This is a genomic window from Pseudomonas sp. PDM30 (assembly GCF_019218985.1).
GTDB classification, from domain to species: Bacteria; Pseudomonadota; Gammaproteobacteria; order Pseudomonadales; family Pseudomonadaceae; genus Aquipseudomonas; species Aquipseudomonas jessenii.
The window spans coordinates 441,866-458,160 of the sequence record NZ_JAHUWM010000003.1 but is presented as its reverse complement, the minus strand read 5'-3'; the positions used below and the strand labels follow the sequence as shown (position 1 = coordinate 458,160).

13 protein-coding genes are annotated in these 16,295 nt (G+C 62.1%); 3 read left to right on the top strand and 10 right to left on the bottom strand.

Features of this window, described 5'->3' with window-relative positions; translation table 11 throughout:
• Positions 1 to 26: 26 nt before the first annotated feature.
• The 10 genes from lysS to KW840_RS09360 all read right to left on the bottom strand — a co-directional run bounded on the left by lysS (position 27) and on the right by KW840_RS09360 (position 12,260).
• Positions 27 to 1,529, bottom strand: coding sequence for a lysine--tRNA ligase (gene lysS / locus KW840_RS09405; RefSeq protein WP_057716207.1), 1,503 nt, complete (start codon positions 1,527 to 1,529; stop codon positions 27 to 29).
• Positions 1,530 to 1,643: 114 nt separating this feature from the next.
• A protein-coding gene (prfB, locus tag KW840_RS09400; protein WP_109790603.1) for a peptide chain release factor 2 occupies positions 1,644 to 2,739 on the bottom strand; the annotation gives its coding sequence in 2 pieces (ribosomal slippage) (positions 1,644 to 2,666 and positions 2,668 to 2,739; 1,095 coding nt in all).
• 208 nt (positions 2,740 to 2,947) lie between these two features.
• Positions 2,948 to 3,949: a PleD family two-component system response regulator gene (locus tag KW840_RS09395; RefSeq protein ID WP_218495022.1), complete on the bottom strand. Its 1,002-nt coding sequence runs from the start codon at positions 3,947 to 3,949 to the stop codon at positions 2,948 to 2,950.
• 48 nt (positions 3,950 to 3,997) lie between these two features.
• Positions 3,998 to 5,008: a chemotaxis response regulator protein-glutamate methylesterase gene (locus tag KW840_RS09390; RefSeq protein ID WP_218495021.1), complete on the bottom strand. Its 1,011-nt coding sequence runs from the start codon at positions 5,006 to 5,008 to the stop codon at positions 3,998 to 4,000.
• The gene (locus tag KW840_RS09385) at positions 5,005 to 7,284 is read right to left on the bottom strand and encodes a hybrid sensor histidine kinase/response regulator (RefSeq protein ID WP_218495020.1); all 2,280 of its coding nucleotides are present in this window, start codon (positions 7,282 to 7,284) and stop codon (positions 5,005 to 5,007) included. The genes KW840_RS09390 and KW840_RS09385 overlap by 4 nt, the downstream gene beginning before the upstream one ends.
• The gene (locus KW840_RS09380) at positions 7,281 to 7,961 is read right to left on the bottom strand and encodes a chemotaxis protein CheW (RefSeq protein WP_090453333.1); all 681 of its coding nucleotides are present in this window, start codon (positions 7,959 to 7,961) and stop codon (positions 7,281 to 7,283) included. Before KW840_RS09380 ends, KW840_RS09385 begins: the two co-directional genes overlap by 4 nt.
• A complete protein-coding gene (locus tag KW840_RS09375; RefSeq protein WP_218495019.1) occupies positions 7,958 to 9,235 on the bottom strand; it encodes a protein-glutamate O-methyltransferase CheR in 1,278 nt (425 codons plus the stop codon). The genes KW840_RS09380 and KW840_RS09375 overlap by 4 nt, the downstream gene beginning before the upstream one ends.
• Positions 9,232 to 9,768, bottom strand: a complete 537-nt coding sequence (locus KW840_RS09370) for a chemotaxis protein CheW (protein ID WP_090453329.1) — start codon at positions 9,766 to 9,768, stop codon at positions 9,232 to 9,234. The genes KW840_RS09375 and KW840_RS09370 overlap by 4 nt, the downstream gene beginning before the upstream one ends.
• Complete coding sequence (locus KW840_RS09365; protein ID WP_218495018.1) at positions 9,768 to 11,390, bottom strand: methyl-accepting chemotaxis protein; 1,623 nt, start codon at positions 11,388 to 11,390, stop codon at positions 9,768 to 9,770. Before KW840_RS09365 ends, KW840_RS09370 begins: the two co-directional genes overlap by 1 nt.
• 177 nt (positions 11,391 to 11,567) lie before the next feature.
• Positions 11,568 to 12,260: a tellurite resistance TerB family protein gene (locus tag KW840_RS09360; protein ID WP_057716215.1), complete on the bottom strand. Its 693-nt coding sequence runs from the start codon at positions 12,258 to 12,260 to the stop codon at positions 11,568 to 11,570.
• Between the two features lie 195 nt (positions 12,261 to 12,455).
• On the opposite strand from KW840_RS09360, the gene KW840_RS09355 reads away from it, so the two are divergent.
• From KW840_RS09355 to ydcS, 3 genes are all read left to right on the top strand, one after another.
• The gene (locus tag KW840_RS09355) at positions 12,456 to 13,370 is read left to right on the top strand and encodes a LysR family transcriptional regulator (RefSeq protein WP_057716216.1); all 915 of its coding nucleotides are present in this window, start codon (positions 12,456 to 12,458) and stop codon (positions 13,368 to 13,370) included.
• Positions 13,371 to 13,475: 105 nt separating this feature from the next.
• On the top strand, positions 13,476 to 14,975 hold the full coding sequence (locus tag KW840_RS09350; protein ID WP_218495017.1) for a gamma-aminobutyraldehyde dehydrogenase: 1,500 nt from the start codon (positions 13,476 to 13,478) through the stop codon (positions 14,973 to 14,975).
• Positions 14,976 to 15,058: 83 nt separating this feature from the next.
• Complete coding sequence (gene ydcS, locus KW840_RS09345) at positions 15,059 to 16,210, top strand: putative ABC transporter substrate-binding protein YdcS (protein WP_057716218.1); 1,152 nt, start codon at positions 15,059 to 15,061, stop codon at positions 16,208 to 16,210.
• Positions 16,211 to 16,295: the final 85 nt, after the last annotated feature.

Genomic DNA, 16,295 nt, shown 5'->3' with positions numbered 1-16,295 from the left:
CAAAGGCGGCTTTTTATTTGAAACACTTACGCTTGCGGCCGCATGTGCGGGAACAGGATCACGTCGCGGATCGACGGGGAGTTGGTCAGCAGCATCACCAGACGGTCGATACCGATGCCTTCACCCGCCGTTGGCGGCATGCCGTACTCCAGCGCACGAACGAAGTCGGCGTCGTAGTGCATGGCTTCGTCGTCGCCGGCGTCCTTGTCGGCCACCTGGGCCATGAAGCGCTCGGCCTGGTCTTCCGCGTCGTTCAACTCGGAGTAGGCGTTGGCAATTTCACGACCACCGATGAACAGTTCGAAACGGTCGGTGACGTTCGGGTTGTCGTCGTTACGACGGGCCAGCGGCGACACTTCGAACGGGTACTGGGTAATGAAATGCGGCTGCTCCAGCTTGTGCTCGACCAGCTCTTCGAAAATCATCACCTGCAGCTTGCCCAGGCCTTCGAAGCCCAGCACCTTGGCGCCGGCCTTCTTGGCGATGGCGCGAGCCTTGTCGATGTCGTTCAGATCATCGGCGGTCAGCTCAGGGTTGTACTTGAGGATCGAGTCGAACACCGACAGACGCACGAACGGCTCGCCGAAGTGGAACACCTTGTCGCCGTACGGCACGTCGGTGCTGCCCAGAACCAGCTGCGCCAGTTCTCGGAACAGTTCTTCGGTCAGGTCCATGTTGTCTTCGTAGTCGGCGTAGGCCTGGTAGAACTCCAACATGGTGAATTCAGGGTTGTGACGAGTCGAAACGCCTTCGTTACGGAAGTTGCGGTTGATCTCGAACACTTTCTCGAACCCGCCAACAACCAGGCGCTTGAGGTACAGCTCCGGCGCGATACGCAGGAACATGCCCATGTCCAGCGCATTGTGGTGGGTTTCGAACGGCTTGGCCGCCGCGCCGCCAGGAATGGTCTGCAGCATCGGCGTTTCCACTTCCAGGAAGTCACGCTTCATCAGGAAGCTGCGGATGTGGGCGATGACTTGCGAACGCACGCGGAACGTCTGGCGCACGTCTTCGTTGACGATCAGGTCGACGTAACGCTGGCGGTAGCGCTGTTCGGTGTCGGTCAGGCCGTGGTGCTTGTCCGGCAGCGGGCGCAGGGATTTGGTCAGCAGGCGCACGCTGGTCATTTCGACGTACAGGTCGCCCTTGCCGGAACGGGCCAGGGTGCCTTCGGCGGCAATGATGTCGCCCATGTCCCAGGTTTTCACCGCGGCCAGGGTTTCTTCGGACAGGGTCTTGCGGTTGACGTAGACCTGGATACGACCGGTCATGTCCTGGATCACCATGAACGAGCCACGGTTGAGCATGATACGACCGGCAACCTTGACCGGGATCGCAGCCTCTGCCAGCTCTTCCTTGGTCTTGTCCGCGTACTGTTTCTGCAGTTGTTCGCAGTAGTTTTCGCGGCGGAAGTCGTTCGGGAAGGCATTGCCCTTGGCGCGCTCGGCAGCAAGCTTTTCCTTGCGCAGGGCGATCAGGGAGTTTTCTTCCTGTTGCAGGGCTTGCGGGTCGAGTTCTAGGTCGCTCATGTCTTTAAATATTCCATCACAGGTTCGTTGCCCCCAGGCCTGCGGCCTGGGGATCGCCAGCAAGCTGGCTCCTACAAGGATCGCGCCGGGTCAGCCGATCCTGTATTGCATTGCTTACAGCCCGGACTTCAGGCTCGCTTCCAGGTATTCGTCGATGTCGCCGTCGAGCACCTTGTCGCAGTCGCTGCGCTCGATGTTGGTGCGCAGATCCTTGATCCGCGAGGCATCGAGTACATAAGAACGGATCTGATGACCCCAGCCGATATCGGACTTGGTGTCTTCCAGCGCCTGGGACGCCGCATTGCGCTTCTGCATTTCCTGCTCGTACAACTTGGCCCGCAGCATTTTCATGGCGGTGTCCTTGTTGGCGTGCTGGGAACGTTCGTTCTGGCAGCTGACCACGGTGTTGGTCGGTACGTGGGTGATACGTACGGCCGAGTCGGTGGTGTTTACGTGCTGACCACCGGCACCGGAGGAGCGATAGGTGTCGATCCGCAGGTCTGCCGGATTGATCTCGATTTCCACCTTGTCATCGATCTCTGGCGAGACGAACACCGCGGAGAACGAGGTGTGGCGACGGTTGCCGGAGTCGAACGGGCTCTTGCGCACCAGACGGTGCACGCCGATTTCGGTCCGCAACCAGCCAAACGCGTATTCGCCCTTGATGTGCACGGTCGCGCCCTTGATCCCGGCGACTTCACCGGCGGACAGTTCCATGATGGTCGCGTCGAAGCCGCGCTTGTCGGCCCAGCGCAGGTACATGCGCAGCAGAATGTTGGCCCAGTCCTGGGCTTCGGTGCCGCCGGAACCGGCCTGGATGTCCAGGTAGGCGTTGTTCGGGTCCATTTCGTGGCTGAACATGCGGCGGAATTCCAGCTTGGCCAGACTTTCCTCGAGACGGGCCAGCTCGGCGACGACATCGCCCACTGCGCCTTCGTCGTTCTCTTCGACGGCCATGTCCAGCAGGTCGCGGCAATCGGCCAGACCCGTGTTCAATTCGTCCAGGGTATCGACGATCTGCGCCAGCGCAGCGCGCTCGCGGCCCAGTTCCTGGGCGTATTCAGGTTTGTTCCAGACACTCGGATCTTCAAGCTCGCGATTGACTTCGGTCAGACGCTCATGCTTTTGATCGTAGTCAAAGATACCCCCGAATAGTTTCGGAGCGCTCGGACAGGTCCTTGATGGTGTTCAGGATCGGGTTGATTTCCATGACGGGCAGCACTCGTTGGCGAACTTTTGAAAGCCGGCGAGTATACCGGGAAACAGCCGAAAACGGCAGTCCGCCTGGCCGAAAAGCCAAGCCCTTGTAGGAGCGAGCTCGCTCGCGAAAAACGCTCAGGCACCGCGTTTATTCAGATAGCCATCGTCATCGTTGACGACCATCGCGAGCAGGCTCGCTCCTACAGGGGGGAGGCTGTTCAGCCGACCCCCACCTGATTACGCCCATTGTTCTTCGCCGAATACAGCCCCTTGTCCGCCGCCAGGATCAGGTCGCGGCAGTTGCTGCCCGCTTTCGGGGTAATAGTCGACAGGCCGATGCTGATGGTCAGGCTCGAACCTTCGGCCGGCGAGTTATGCGGGATCTTCAGGGCTGCCACGGTCTGGCGCAGCTTCTCGGCCACCAACCGTGCACCGCCCTGGGAGGTGTTGGGCAGCACCAGGGCGAACTCTTCGCCGCCGTAGCGGGCCGGCAGGTCCGAAGGCCGGGCACTGGCGTCCTTGATCGCCGCGGCGACCTTGCGCAGGGCTTCATCGCCTTCCAGGTGGCCGAAGCTGTCGTTGTAGGCCTTGAAGTAGTCGACATCGATCATCAGCAACGACAACTGGCTCTGCTCACGCAGCGAACGGCGCCACTCCAGTTCCAGGTATTCATCGAAGTGCCGACGGTTCGACAACCCCGTCAGGCCATCGGAGTTCATCAGGCGTTGCAGCACCAGGTTGGTGTCGAGCAGTTGCTGCTGGCTGACCCGCAACGCGCGGTACGCCGCATCCCGTTGCAGCAGGGTCATGTAGGAGCGCGAGTGATAGCGGATGCGCGCGACCAGTTCGATATTGTCCGGCAGCTTGACCAGATAATCGTTGGCCCCGGCCGCAAAGGCCGCGCTCTTGATCAGCGGATCTTCCTTGGTCGACAGAACGATGATCGGAATGTCCTTGGTCGCCGGGTGATTGCGGTATTCGCGCACCAGGCTCAGACCGTCAAGACCGGGCATGACCAGATCCTGCAGGATCACTGTCGGCTTGATGCGCACAGCGTGGGCGATGGCCTGGTGCGGGTCGGAGCAGAAGTGGAAATCAATGTTCTCTTCGTTCGACAGGCCGCGACGCACGGCTTCGCCGATCATGGCCTGATCGTCCACCAGCAACACCATGGCGGCGTTTTCGTCGGTCTTGAAGTCGTCGAGCTGTAATTCAGTCATGTGCGGTCACCTGAGTACTACCTGAGCCAGGAATGAGGGAAAAGGTGCTCATTTGGCGAAAATCTCCAGCAATCGTGGCGCTATCTTGTCCAGCGGGCGAATCTCCACGGCAGCGTCGATGGCTGCGGCCGCCTTCGGCATGCCGTACACCGCACTGCTGTTTTGGTCTTGTGCGATGGTCAGGTAGCCCTGTTGGCGCATGAGTTTAAGCCCTTGGGCGCCATCACGCCCCATGCCGGTGAGCAAAACCCCCACGGCATCACCGCTCCAGTTATTGGCCACGCTCTCGAAGAACACATCGATGGAGGGCCGGTAGATCTCGTTGACCGGTTCGGCGGTGTAGGCCAGCGTGCCGTTTTTCAACAAGCGAATATGGTGATTGGTGCCGGCCAGCAATACCGTGCCGCTTTGCGGCGGCTCGCCCTCCTGGGCCAGGCGCACATCAAGGCCGCTGGCAGTGCCGAGCCATTCAGCCATGCCGGCGGCAAACACCTGGTCAACGTGTTGCACCAGCACGATGGCCGGAGAGAAATCACGCGGCAGCCCCTTGAGCAAGGCTTCCAGCGCTGCCGGCCCACCGGCGGATGAGCCAATGGCGATCAGGCCCTGGCGTGAGCCCGAACAGCGCAAGGGTGCCGGTGCCGAGCGCGGGCGGTTACCCTTGTCGCCGATCAGCCAGACGATGTTCAAGATCTTGCGCAACAACGGCGCCGCCGCTTCCTGGGCATTGCCGGCGCCGAGGGCCGGGGTGTCGACCACGTCCAGCGCACCGTGGCCCATGGCCTCGAACACCCGGTGCACGTTCTGCTGGCGATCCACGGTGACGATGACGATGGCACACGGGGTCTCGGCCATGATCCGCCGCGTGGCCTCGACGCCATCCATCACCGGCATGATCAGGTCCATCAGAATCAGGTCCGGCGTGTCCAGCGCGCACTGGCGCACCGCCTCGGCACCATTGCCGGCGACCCAGACCACCTCGTGGGCCGGCTCGAATGCCAGGGCGCGGCGCAGGGCCTCCACCGCCATGGGCATGTCATTGACGATTGCGATCCTCATGCCCGCGCTCCTCCGATGAGCTCGACCACTGCATCGAGCAAGGCGTCGTCATGAAAACTGGCCTTGGCTAGATAATAGTCGGCCCCGGCATCCAGTCCACGGCGCCGGTCCTCTTCACGATCCTTGTAGGACACCACCATCACCGGCAGCGATTGCAGGCGATTGTCCCGACGCAGCAGCGTGACCAGTTCGATGCCGTCCATGCGCGGCATATCAATGTCGGTGATCAGCAGATCGAAATCCTCCGAACGCAGCGCGTTCCAGCCATCCATGCCGTCCACCGCAACCGCCACGTCATAGCCGCGATTGAGCAACAGCTTGCGCTGCAACTCTCGCACGGTCAGGGAATCATCCACCACCAGAATTCGTTTGCGGGCCGCCTCGACCACCTGATTGCTGTGACGGGCAATGCGCTCCAGACGCCCGGTGTTGAGCAGTTTTTCCACCGAACGCAGCATGTCTTCGACATCGACTATCAGCACCACCGAACCGTCGTCGAGCAGGGCCCCGGCGGAGATGTCCTGCACCTTGCCCAGACGCTCATCCAGCGGCAGCACCACCAAGGTCCGCTCACCGATGAACCGCTCCACGGCCACGCCGTAGATGGCATCGCGCTCGCGAATCACCACGACCTTCAGGGTTTGCCCGCTGTTCTGGCTGGCCGGACGTTGCAACAGCTGACTGGCCGCCACCAGACCGACATGCCGGCCTTCGTGCCAGAAATGCTGGCGGCCTTCGACCTGCACGATATCCGCCGGCTCCAGGTCGCACATGCGCTCAATGTGCGCCAGCGGGAAGGCATAGGCTTCGTCGCCGACTTCCACCACCAGGCTGCGCACCACCGACAGGGTCAGCGGCACCTCAAGGTGGAAACGACTGCCCTCGCCCGCCGTCTGCTCCAACACCACCGCGCCGCGCAGCTGCCGGACCATGTGCTGCACCGCATCCAGGCCGACGCCGCGACCGGACACCTCGGTGACCCTGTCGCGCAGACTGAAACCGGGCAGGAACAGGAACGTCAGCAACTCCTCTTCGCTCAACTGAGCGGCGGTTTCCGCGAGGGACAAATTTCGTTCAACGATGCTGCGACGGAGCTTTTCCAGGTCCACGCCGTTACCGTCGTCGCTCAGTTCAAGCACCAGCAGACCGGCCTGATGGGACGCGCGCAGGCGAATCAAACCTTCCGCCGGCTTGCCGGCCAGCAGGCGCTGCTCCGGGGTTTCGATGCCGTGGTCGACCGCGTTGCGCAACAGGTGAGTCAGCGGCGCTTCGAGCTTTTCCAGTACGTCGCGATCGACCTGGGTCTTTTCGCCTTCAATTTCCAGGCGCACCTGTTTGCCCAGATCGCGCCCTAGATCCCGGACCATCCGCACTTGCCCGGTCAGCACATCGGCAAAGGGCCGCATGCGACAGGCCAGCGCCGTGTCGTACAACACCTGCGCCCGTTGGCTGGCATGCCAGGCGAACTCGTCGAGTTCGGCGTTCTTTTCCATGAGCAGTTGCTGGGATTGCGCGAGCAAGCGCCGCGCATCCTCAAGGGCTTCCTGGGCCTCCAGGCTCAAGGCGTGATCCTTGAGATGCACATTGAGGTTCTCCAGTGCGCGCAGGCTGTTGCTCTGCATGCGCTTGAGTCGCTGCATGGTCGCCAGGTGCGGTTTGAGCCGCAGGGTTTCCACCAGGGATTTGCTCGACAGATCGAGCAGGCTGTTCAGGCGCTCGGCGGTGACACGCAGCACACGTTCGCCGTTTTCGGTGGTGCGTTTGGTCTTGCGTGGAGCTGGCGGCGATGGCGGTTCGACGACAGGCGCCGGCGACTCGACCTTCGGCGCGGGTGCTTCGAGCTGAAGTTCGGCCATCACCGGTGCGGCAGGCACAACCAGCGGGGCCGCCGGGTCCAGCAACCGCGCCATTAACGCCACATAGGCCTCGATGTCCGAGACTTCCGGGTTGTTGCTCGGTGTGGCGATGCGCATCAGCAGATCGGTGCCTTGCAGCAACGCATCGATATGCTCGGGGCGCAGCAACAGACGGCCTTCCTGGGCGCTGACCAGACAATCTTCCATCACATGGGCAACGCTGACCCCGGCATCAACACCGACGATCCGCGCCGCACCCTTGAGCGAGTGCGCGGCACGCATGCACGATTCAAGTTGATCGGCCAGGGTCGGGTCGCGCTCAAGCGCCAGCAGGCCGGCGCTCAAGACTTGGGTCTGGGCTTCGGCCTCCAGGCTGAACAGCTCCAGCAAAGAAGCGTCGCGCATTTGCTCGGGGGTCATGTGAGGCTCCGGGTCACGGCGCACAACAGCTGTTCTTCATCCAGCCAACGCAGGCTGCGACCTTTGAATTGCAACACGCCACGGGTGTATTTGGCGCTGGCCTGAGCACCTGAGCGCGATGCGGTATCGAGGATGTGCTCGTCGATGGCGTGAATCCCGTCGACTTCGTCCACCGGCACCACCACCGGCCCGCCGTCGGCGGCGATGATCAGCATGCGTGGCATGACCCGTGCACCGGTGGCCACGCTGCTGGCGCCGTCGAGCCCGAGCAGTTCCACCAGCGACAGGCAGGCAACCAGCGCTCCGCGTACATTCGCCACGCCGAGCAAGGCCCGGGAACGTTGATGCGGCAACGAGTGAATCGCTTGCAACGGCGCCACCTCTACCAGGCTACGGGTCGCGAGCCCCAGCCACTCCTCACCCAGACGGAACATCAACAGCGAGCGGGTTTTCACCTCGCTCTCGACCGCGACGGACACAGTCCCGCGATCTTCCTGCTGCAATGCATAACGATCGAGCAAGCGTGTGGCGGCCGCCGAATACACCGCACAATTGCGGCAATGAATATGGTCGCTGAGCAGCGGGCAGGACTTGTCACCGTGGATACCAATGCGGTTCCAGCAATCGTCGATGGCCTGGGCATCTCGGGTGACGCTGAAGGTATCGGAGGCGATCATCGTTTACGCTCACTGTCGACGGAACGTGCGCTGCGGACGGCACGCTCCTGCAATCGTCTGGCTCCCATCGCGTCGCCCTGGGCCTGCAGCAAGCCGGCCAGGTGCATCAACGCTTCAGGATGTTGCGGTTCCAGGTACAACGCCTTGCGGTAAAAACCCTGCGCTTCAAGGGTATTGCCGGCCACATCGCTGAGCAGTCCCAACCAGTAAAAGACCTGAGCCACCGGCTCATGGCTGCGCAAGTAGCTTTCACACGCTGCTCGCGCCTCGGCGCTTTTGCCTTCATCGGCCAGCACGGCGATATTGGCCAGCAGCGCGGCAGTGTCGGAGCCGGAGGTTGCAGGCGCAGGCGCAGGCCGCAGCGGCGCAACCCGGGCAAACGGACGGCTGCGCACTGGCGCAGGCGGTGGATTGCGCAACGGTTGCGGCACTGGCAATGGCGCAGGAACGAACGTCGGCAAGGAATCAGGGTCCGCAGTTCCCTGTCGACTGAACGCGAAGGACTGCGCGATACCAATCGAGCGCATCCCCAAACGCCCCAGCAGACCGCCTTCGGCCGGGCCGATAAACAGCACGCCGTCAACGTGGGTCAGGCACTTGAGCACTTCGAAGACTAGCTTCTGGGTCGGCTGGTCGAAGTAGATCAGCAGGTTGCGACAAAACACGAAATCGAATGGCGGTTCACCGGCCAGCAAGGCCGGATCCAGCAGATTGCCTACCTGCAGGCGCACTTGCTCGAGCACCCGCTGATCGAGGCGATAGCTCTCGCCTTCGGCGATGAAATGACGGTCGCGAAACGCAATGTCGTCACCCCGAAAGGAATTCTTGCCGTACAACGCCCGACGGGCTTTTTCCACTGACAACGGGCTGACGTCCAGGCCGTCGACCTTGAACTGGTGCGGTTTGAGCCCGGCATCGAGCAACGCCATGGCGATCGAGTACGGTTCTTCGCCCGTGGAACATGGCAGGCTGAGAATTCGCAGTGCGCGCAGGTTGTTGATCTCGGCCAGACGCTTGCTCGCCAGTTTCGCCAGGGTGACGAAGGACTCCGGATAGCGGAAGAACCAGGTTTCCGGAACGATCACCGCCTCGATCAAGGCCTGCTGCTCGTCCCGCGAGCCCTGCAAGGTGTGCCAATACTCATCGGCCGACACTGCTTGCGAAACGATGCTGCGCTGGCGCACCGCTCGCTCGATGATCGCAGGCCCTACCGAGGTCACGTCGAGTCCGATAGTTTCCTTGAGAAAGTCGAAAAAACGCTGGTCGCTGTTCATGGCCGCTCCTGCAGCAGTGCCGGATCCATTGGCGGCGAGGGAAACAACAATGCGCGCACCTGATCGTCCAGCAGATCGCCGACCCGCACCCATTGCAGCAACCCCCGCTCGTCCTTGCGCACCGGCCCGAGGTAAGGCGTCTGGCGATTGTCCAGGCCATAGGGCTGAAAATCCGCCGGATCGCAGCGCAAGGTGTCAGTCGCCTGTTCCAGAATCAGCCCGAGCAGTTGTGTCTCGGCGGTTTCATCCGGGCGATAGTTGACCAGCACCAGTCGCGTGCTGGTACGGGCCTGTGCAGGCATGCCAAAGGTCAGTGCGCTCAAGTCGATCACCGGCACCACGGTGCCCCGATAGGCGAACACCCCGGCGACCCAGGCGGGGGCATGGGGAATGGGCTTCAACGGCAGGCGCGGCAGCACTTCAGCCACTTCGATAGCCTTCAAGGCATAGCGCTCGTTGCCGACGCGAAACACCAGAAACAAGGCATGCAGCGCCTGCTTCACGGCAGAGCGTTTGGCCGTGATTTCGCTCATCAGACTTTGAATCGCGAAACGCCGCTGCGCAGCCCGACGGCCACCTGGCTCAGTTCATCGATGGCGAAACTGGCCTGGCGCAGAGACTCGACCGTCTGGCTGCTGGCATCACCCAACTGCACCAGCGCATGGTTGATCTGCTCGGCACCGGTGGCCTGGGCCTGCATGCCTTCGTTGACCATCAGCACCCGCGGCGCCAGCGCCTGGACCTGATGGATGATCTGCGACAACTGCTCGCCGACCTGCTGCACCTCGGACATCCCGCGACGCACCTCTTCGGAAAACTTGTCCATGCCCATGACCCCGGCCGACACCGCCGACTGGATCTCGCGCACCATTTGCTCGATGTCGTAGGTGGCGACAGCGGTCTGGTCCGCCAGGCGCCGCACTTCGGTGGCGACCACGGCAAAGCCGCGCCCGTATTCCCCGGCCTTCTCGGCCTCGATGGCGGCGTTGAGCGACAACAGGTTGGTCTGGTCGGCGACCTTGACGATGGTCACCACCACCTGATTGATGTTGCCGGCCTTCTCGTTGAGGATCGCCAGCTTGGCGTTGACCAGATCGGCCGCGCCCATCACCGAGTGCATGGTTTCTTCCATGCGCGCCAGGCCCTGCTGGCCGGAACCGGCAGCCACGGAAGCCTGATCGGCGGCGGTGGAAACCTCGGTCATGGTGCGCACCAGATCCCGGGAAGTGGCGGCAATCTCACGGGAGGTCGCGCCAATTTCCGTGGTGGTGGCGGCAGTTTCGGTGGCGGTGGCTTGTTGCTGCTTGGACGTCGCGGCGATCTCGGTCACCGACGTGGTCACCTGCACCGACGAGCGCTGGGCCTGGGACACCAGAGAAGTGAGCTCGGTCATCATGTCGTTGAACCCGGTCTCTACCGCGCCGAATTCGTCCTTGCGCTCCAGGTTCAGGCGGCTGCTGAGGTCGCCGGTGCGCATGATTTCGAGGATTCTCACGATGCGGTTCATCGGCGCCATGATGGCGCGCATCAGCAACAGACCACAGAGAGCGGCCGCCAGCACCGCGATCACCAGGGAAATACCCATGATGCCTTTGGCGCTGAGCACTGCATCGTCAATGGCCGCGATGTCTGCGTCCGCCACAGACTTGTTGTGACGCAGGATTTCATTGACCTTCATTCGACCCGCTGTCCAGGTCGGGGTCAGTTCACCCTTGAACATGTTGACGGCCTCGGCGTTCTGGTTGTGTTTATACAACTCGATCACCGCGGCCAGAATCCGGTGGTAGTCTTCATGAAGCTTTTCGAACGCTGCGAACTCGACCCTGTCTTCTTCGTCGGCAATCGTTCCACGGTAGAGGCCCATCTGCTCTTTCAACCGCTCGGCGTAGCCCTTGAAGTTCGCGGCATCCTCGGCAGTGAAGCCCTGCCCTTCCTCCAGGCCGAGCATGGCCTGAATGCGTACATAACTGTCGGACCACGCGCCACGAATCATCGAACTGTAATACAACCCCGGCAGAGCGTCCTCACGCACGCTGGCTTCGCTGATTTCGATCTTCAGCAGGCGCGAATACGAGACAACCACCATCAGCAACATGATGGCGATAATTACCGCAAAGCTCGCCAAAATGCGTTGGCGTAACGTCCAGTTCTTCACAGTCATTCCTCGGAGCCGATTCGAAATGCGGGGAGTATAGCCGAGGGCGGTGTTTCATTTATAAGACGGTTGCGCGCTACTTCTCATCCCGCCAAAAAAGGCGGGATGGGTGCCTGGGGTGATTAGGCAGAAAGGGACCGTAGAATGGTCATTGGGGATGTGGGGCGGACTGAAGGTTTACAAGGAAGCCTGGCGAACCTGCTTCTCAAGCTCGGCCTTCAACCCCGGCTCCAACTTGAGCTGCCGCGCCAGCTCATCGAGATAGGCCTTCTCCATGAAGTTTTCCTCGTCCACCATCATCACGCTGGCGATGTACATCTCGGCGGCGATTTCCGGGGAGCGGGCGGCGCGGGCGACATCGCTCGGGTCCAGTGGCTTGTTGAGCTCGGCGTGCAGCCAGTGTTGCAGCTCCTGATCGCTGTCGAGCCGGGTGAATTCGCCTTCGATCAAGGCACGCTCACGCTCATCCACATGACCGTCAGCCTTGGCCGCGGCCACCAGCGCCTTGAGAATCGCCTGACTGTGCAGCTCGACTTGCGCGTCCGGTACGCGGTCCAGGGTTTGCGGTTGCGCACCGGCCGCACCGCCCTGCTGCGCCTGCCAGTTTCCGTAGGCTTTATAGGCCAGCACGCCCAACGCGGCGAGACCGCCGTAGACCGCGACCTTGCCCCCGACTTTACGGGCCTTTTTGCTGCCGAGCAGCAAGCCCATGGCGCCTGCCGCCAATGCCCCGCCACTCGCGCCGGAGAGCAAACTGCCGAGGCCTCCGTTGCCACCGCTCGCACCCTTTTGCTGCGGGCTGCCGGCCTTGTTCTGCAATAGGTCCTGGCCGGACTTGAGTAGTTGATCGAGCAATCCACGGGTATTCATTTACCGCCTCCACAAGACGTTTAACCTGAAACCAAGACCACCAGCCTAAAACGAAAGTGCCCACGCCCCGTGGGCGAGAGTGCTTCCAGATGTTGCACTCCCCTCAATGCGCCCATTGCCGCTTGCGCCGCCCCATCAGAAAAAACGATATACACTCTCGCCAATCGATAAAAACAGCCCACCGGGTGCTTCCCCATGATGACCTTGCGTCAGATCCGTCACTTCATCGCCGTGGCCGAGACCGGTTCGATCTCGGCCGCCGCGCAAACTGCGTTCATTTCCCAGTCGACCCTGACCCTGGCGATCCAGCAACTGGAGGAGGAAATCGGCGTCAGCCTGTTCAGCCGCCATGCCAAGGGCATGACCCTGACCCACCAGGGGCATCAATTCCTGCGTCAGGCGCACTTGATCCTGGCCACGGTGGATAACGCCAAGCGCAGCCTGCAACAGAGCACCGACCAGGTCGCCGGGCAACTGATCGTCGGCGTGACCAGTCTGGTGGCCGGTTATTACCTGGCGGATTTGCTCACCCGTTTCCAGCGCGCCTACCCCAACGTGGAAATCCGCGTGATGGAGGATGAGCGCCCGTACATCGAGCATTTGCTGGTCAGCGGCGAGATCGATGTCGGCGTGTTGATCCTGTCCAACCTCGAAGACCGCCACGCATTGCAGACCGAAGTGTTGACCCGCTCGCCGCACCGGCTATGGCTGCCGGCCCAGCACCCGCTGCTGGAACACGACAGCATCAACCTCGCCGACGTGGCCCGCGAGCCATTGATTCAACTGAACGTCGATGAAATGGACCGCAATGCCCAACGTATGTGGTCCGCCGCCTCCCTGCAACCGCGCATCACCCTGCGCACGGCCTCGACCGAAGCGGTGCGAAGCCTTGTGGCCGCTGGCCTGGGCGTATCTATCCAGCCCGACATGACCTATCGCCCGTGGTCACTGGAGGGCGACATCATCGAAGCGCGGCCGATCGCCGACCTCAGCCAGACCCTGGATGTCGGCCTGGCCTGGCGTCGCGGCACCGCACGGCCGGCGCTGGTGGACCCGTTCCTCACGGTCGCGCGTGAACAACCCCACGGCGGGCGCAAGCCATCTATTTAATCGAACGCTACCTTCAGTATTTAGTATTTGTTGTCCTCGGGTCCGCGAACTAGTCTTGTTGCATCCAATAAAGACGGCCGGGCCCCAGTCACAGGGAGCGCTGCCATGTCTACACAACAAGCCACACAAAAAACGAGAACCCGAAAAATGGCTGGCGCGCAGACCCCGTTGTTCACCGCCTTGTTGATCGATGGTGAATCAGTCGCAGGGCAAGGCTGTGCCGAACCCATCATCAATCCGGCCACTGGCGAAATCCTGACGCAGATCGCCGAAGCCGGCACCGAACAAGTCGAAGCAGCCATCCTCGCCGCCCACCGCGCCTTTGCCGGTTGGTCGCGCACCACGCCACAACAGCGCTCGAACCTGCTGTTGGACATCGCCAACGCCATCGAAAAAAACGCCGACCATCTCGCCCGTCTCGAAGCCCTGAATTGCGGCAAGCCGTTGCACCTGGCCCGTCAGGATGACCTCAATGCCACGGTCGACGTGTTCCGCTTCTTCGCCGGTGCCGTGCGTTGCCAGACCGGCCAGCTCAGCGGCGAATACCTGCCGGGTTACACCAGCATGGTCCGGCGCGATCCTATCGGGGTCGTGGCGTCGATTGCGCCGTGGAACTACCCGATCATGATGGCCGCGTGGAAAATCGCCCCGGCCCTCGCCGCCGGCAACACCCTGGTGTTCAAGCCGTCGGAACACACGCCGCTGTCGATCCTGGCCCTGGCGCCAGCGCTGGCCGAGATCCTGCCGCGCGGTGTAATCAACATTATTTGCGGTGGCGGCGAAGGCGTCGGCAGCCACCTGGTGAGCCACCCTAAAGTGCGCATGGTGTCGCTGACCGGCGATATCGTCACCGGCCAAAAGATTCTCCAGGCCGCGTCGAAGACACTCAAACGCACCCACCTCGAACTCGGTGGCAAGGCCCCGGTGATCGTCTGCAACGATGCCGACATTCAGGCCGTGGTCGAAGGCGTACGCACCTACGGCTACTACAACGCCGGACAGGATTGCACCGCCGCTTGCCGCATTTACGCCCAGGCCGGGATTCATGACCGCCTGGTGGCCGAGCTCGGTGCGGCCGTCAGTAGTCTGCGTTTCGCCGGCAAGCGCGATGCCGACAACGAAATCGGCCCGCTGATCAGTACCCGCCAACGCGACCGCGTAGCCAGTTTCGTCGAACGTGCCTTGGGTCAGCCACACATCGAGCGGGTGACCGGTGCCGCGGTGCACTCCGGCGCCGGCTTCTATTACCAGCCGACCCTGCTCGCCGGTTGCAAGCAAAGTGACGAGATCGTCCAGCGCGAAGTGTTCGGGCCGGTGGTTACCGTGACCCGCTTCGATGAGCTGGGACAAGCGGTGGACTGGGCCAACGATTCGGAATACGGCCTGGCCTCGTCGGTCTGGACCCAGAACCTCGACAAGGCCATGCAGGTCGCGGCGCGCTTGCAGTACGGCTGCACCTGGATCAACAGCCACTTCATGCTGGTCAGCGAAATGCCCCATGGTGGCCTGAAACGTTCGGGCTACGGCAAGGACCTGTCCAGCGATTCGCTTCAGGACTACAGCGTGGTGCGGCACATCATGGCCCGCCATGGCGAGCATCTCTGACTAAGCTAATAACAAGCCGCCAACGGCATGCTTCACCACGTTCACAACTGCCCCGACCATAATTTAAAGAAGAGGGAATTCCCATGTTCGTGCACAAGACCGCACTGCTCAGTGCAATCACCACCGCGCTGCTGGCCAGCGCCAGTGTCCAGGCCGCCGAGCCGCTCAAAGCTGTCGGGGCGGGCGAAGGCCAACTGGATATTGTGGCCTGGCCCGGCTACATCGAACGTGGCGAGAGCGACAAGGCCTACGACTGGGTGACCGGTTTCGAGAAGGAAACCGGCTGCAAGGTCAACGTCAAGACCGCCGCCACCTCCGATGAAATGGTCAGCCTGATGGCCAAGGGCGGTTACGACCTGGTCACGGCGTCCGGCGACGCCTCCCTGCGCCTGATCGTTGGCAAGCGTGTGCAACCGATCAACACCGCGTTGATCCCGAACTGGAAGAACCTCGACCCGCGCCTCAAGGATGCACCCTGGTACGTGGTCAACAAGCAGACCTACGGCACCCCGTACCAATGGGGCCCGAACGTGCTGATGTACAACACCAACGTGTTCAAGACTGCGCCCACCAGCTGGGGCGTGTTGTTCAACGCGGAAAACCTGCCGGACGGCAAGCCGAACAAGGGTCGCGTGCAGGCCTATGACGGCCCGATCTACATCGCCGACGCGGCGCTGTACCTGAAGTCCGCCAAGCCGGAACTGGGCATCCAGAGCCCGTACGAACTGACCGAAGCCCAGTACAAGGCCGTGCTCGATCTGCTGCGCGCCCAGCAGCCGTTGATCCACCGCTACTGGCACGACACCACCGTGCAAATGAGCGACTTCAAGAACGAAGGCGTGGTCGCCTCCGGTGCCTGGCCGTATCAGGTCAACGGCCTGATGAACGAGAAGCAGCCAATTGCCTCGACCATCCCGAAAGAAGGCGCCACCGGGTGGGCCGACACCACCATGCTGCATGCCGAAGCCAAGCACCCCAATTGTGCCTACAAATGGATGGACTGGTCGCTGCAACCGAAAGTCCAGGGTGACGTAGCGGCCTGGTTCGGTTCGTTGCCAGCGGTGCCGGCAGCGTGCAAGGGCAGTGAATTGCTCGGCGCCGAAGGCTGCAAGACCAACGGTTTCGACAATTTCGACAAGATCGCCTTCTGGAAAACCCCGCAGGCTGAAGGCGGCAAGTTCGTGCCGTACAGCCGCTGGACCCAAGACTACATCGCGATCATGGGCGGCAGGTAACACACCGTTTCTGTGGCAAAAACGCTTTTGTGGCGAGGGGGCTTGCCCCCGTTGGAGGGCGAAGCCCTCCCCTAGTCCGTCACTG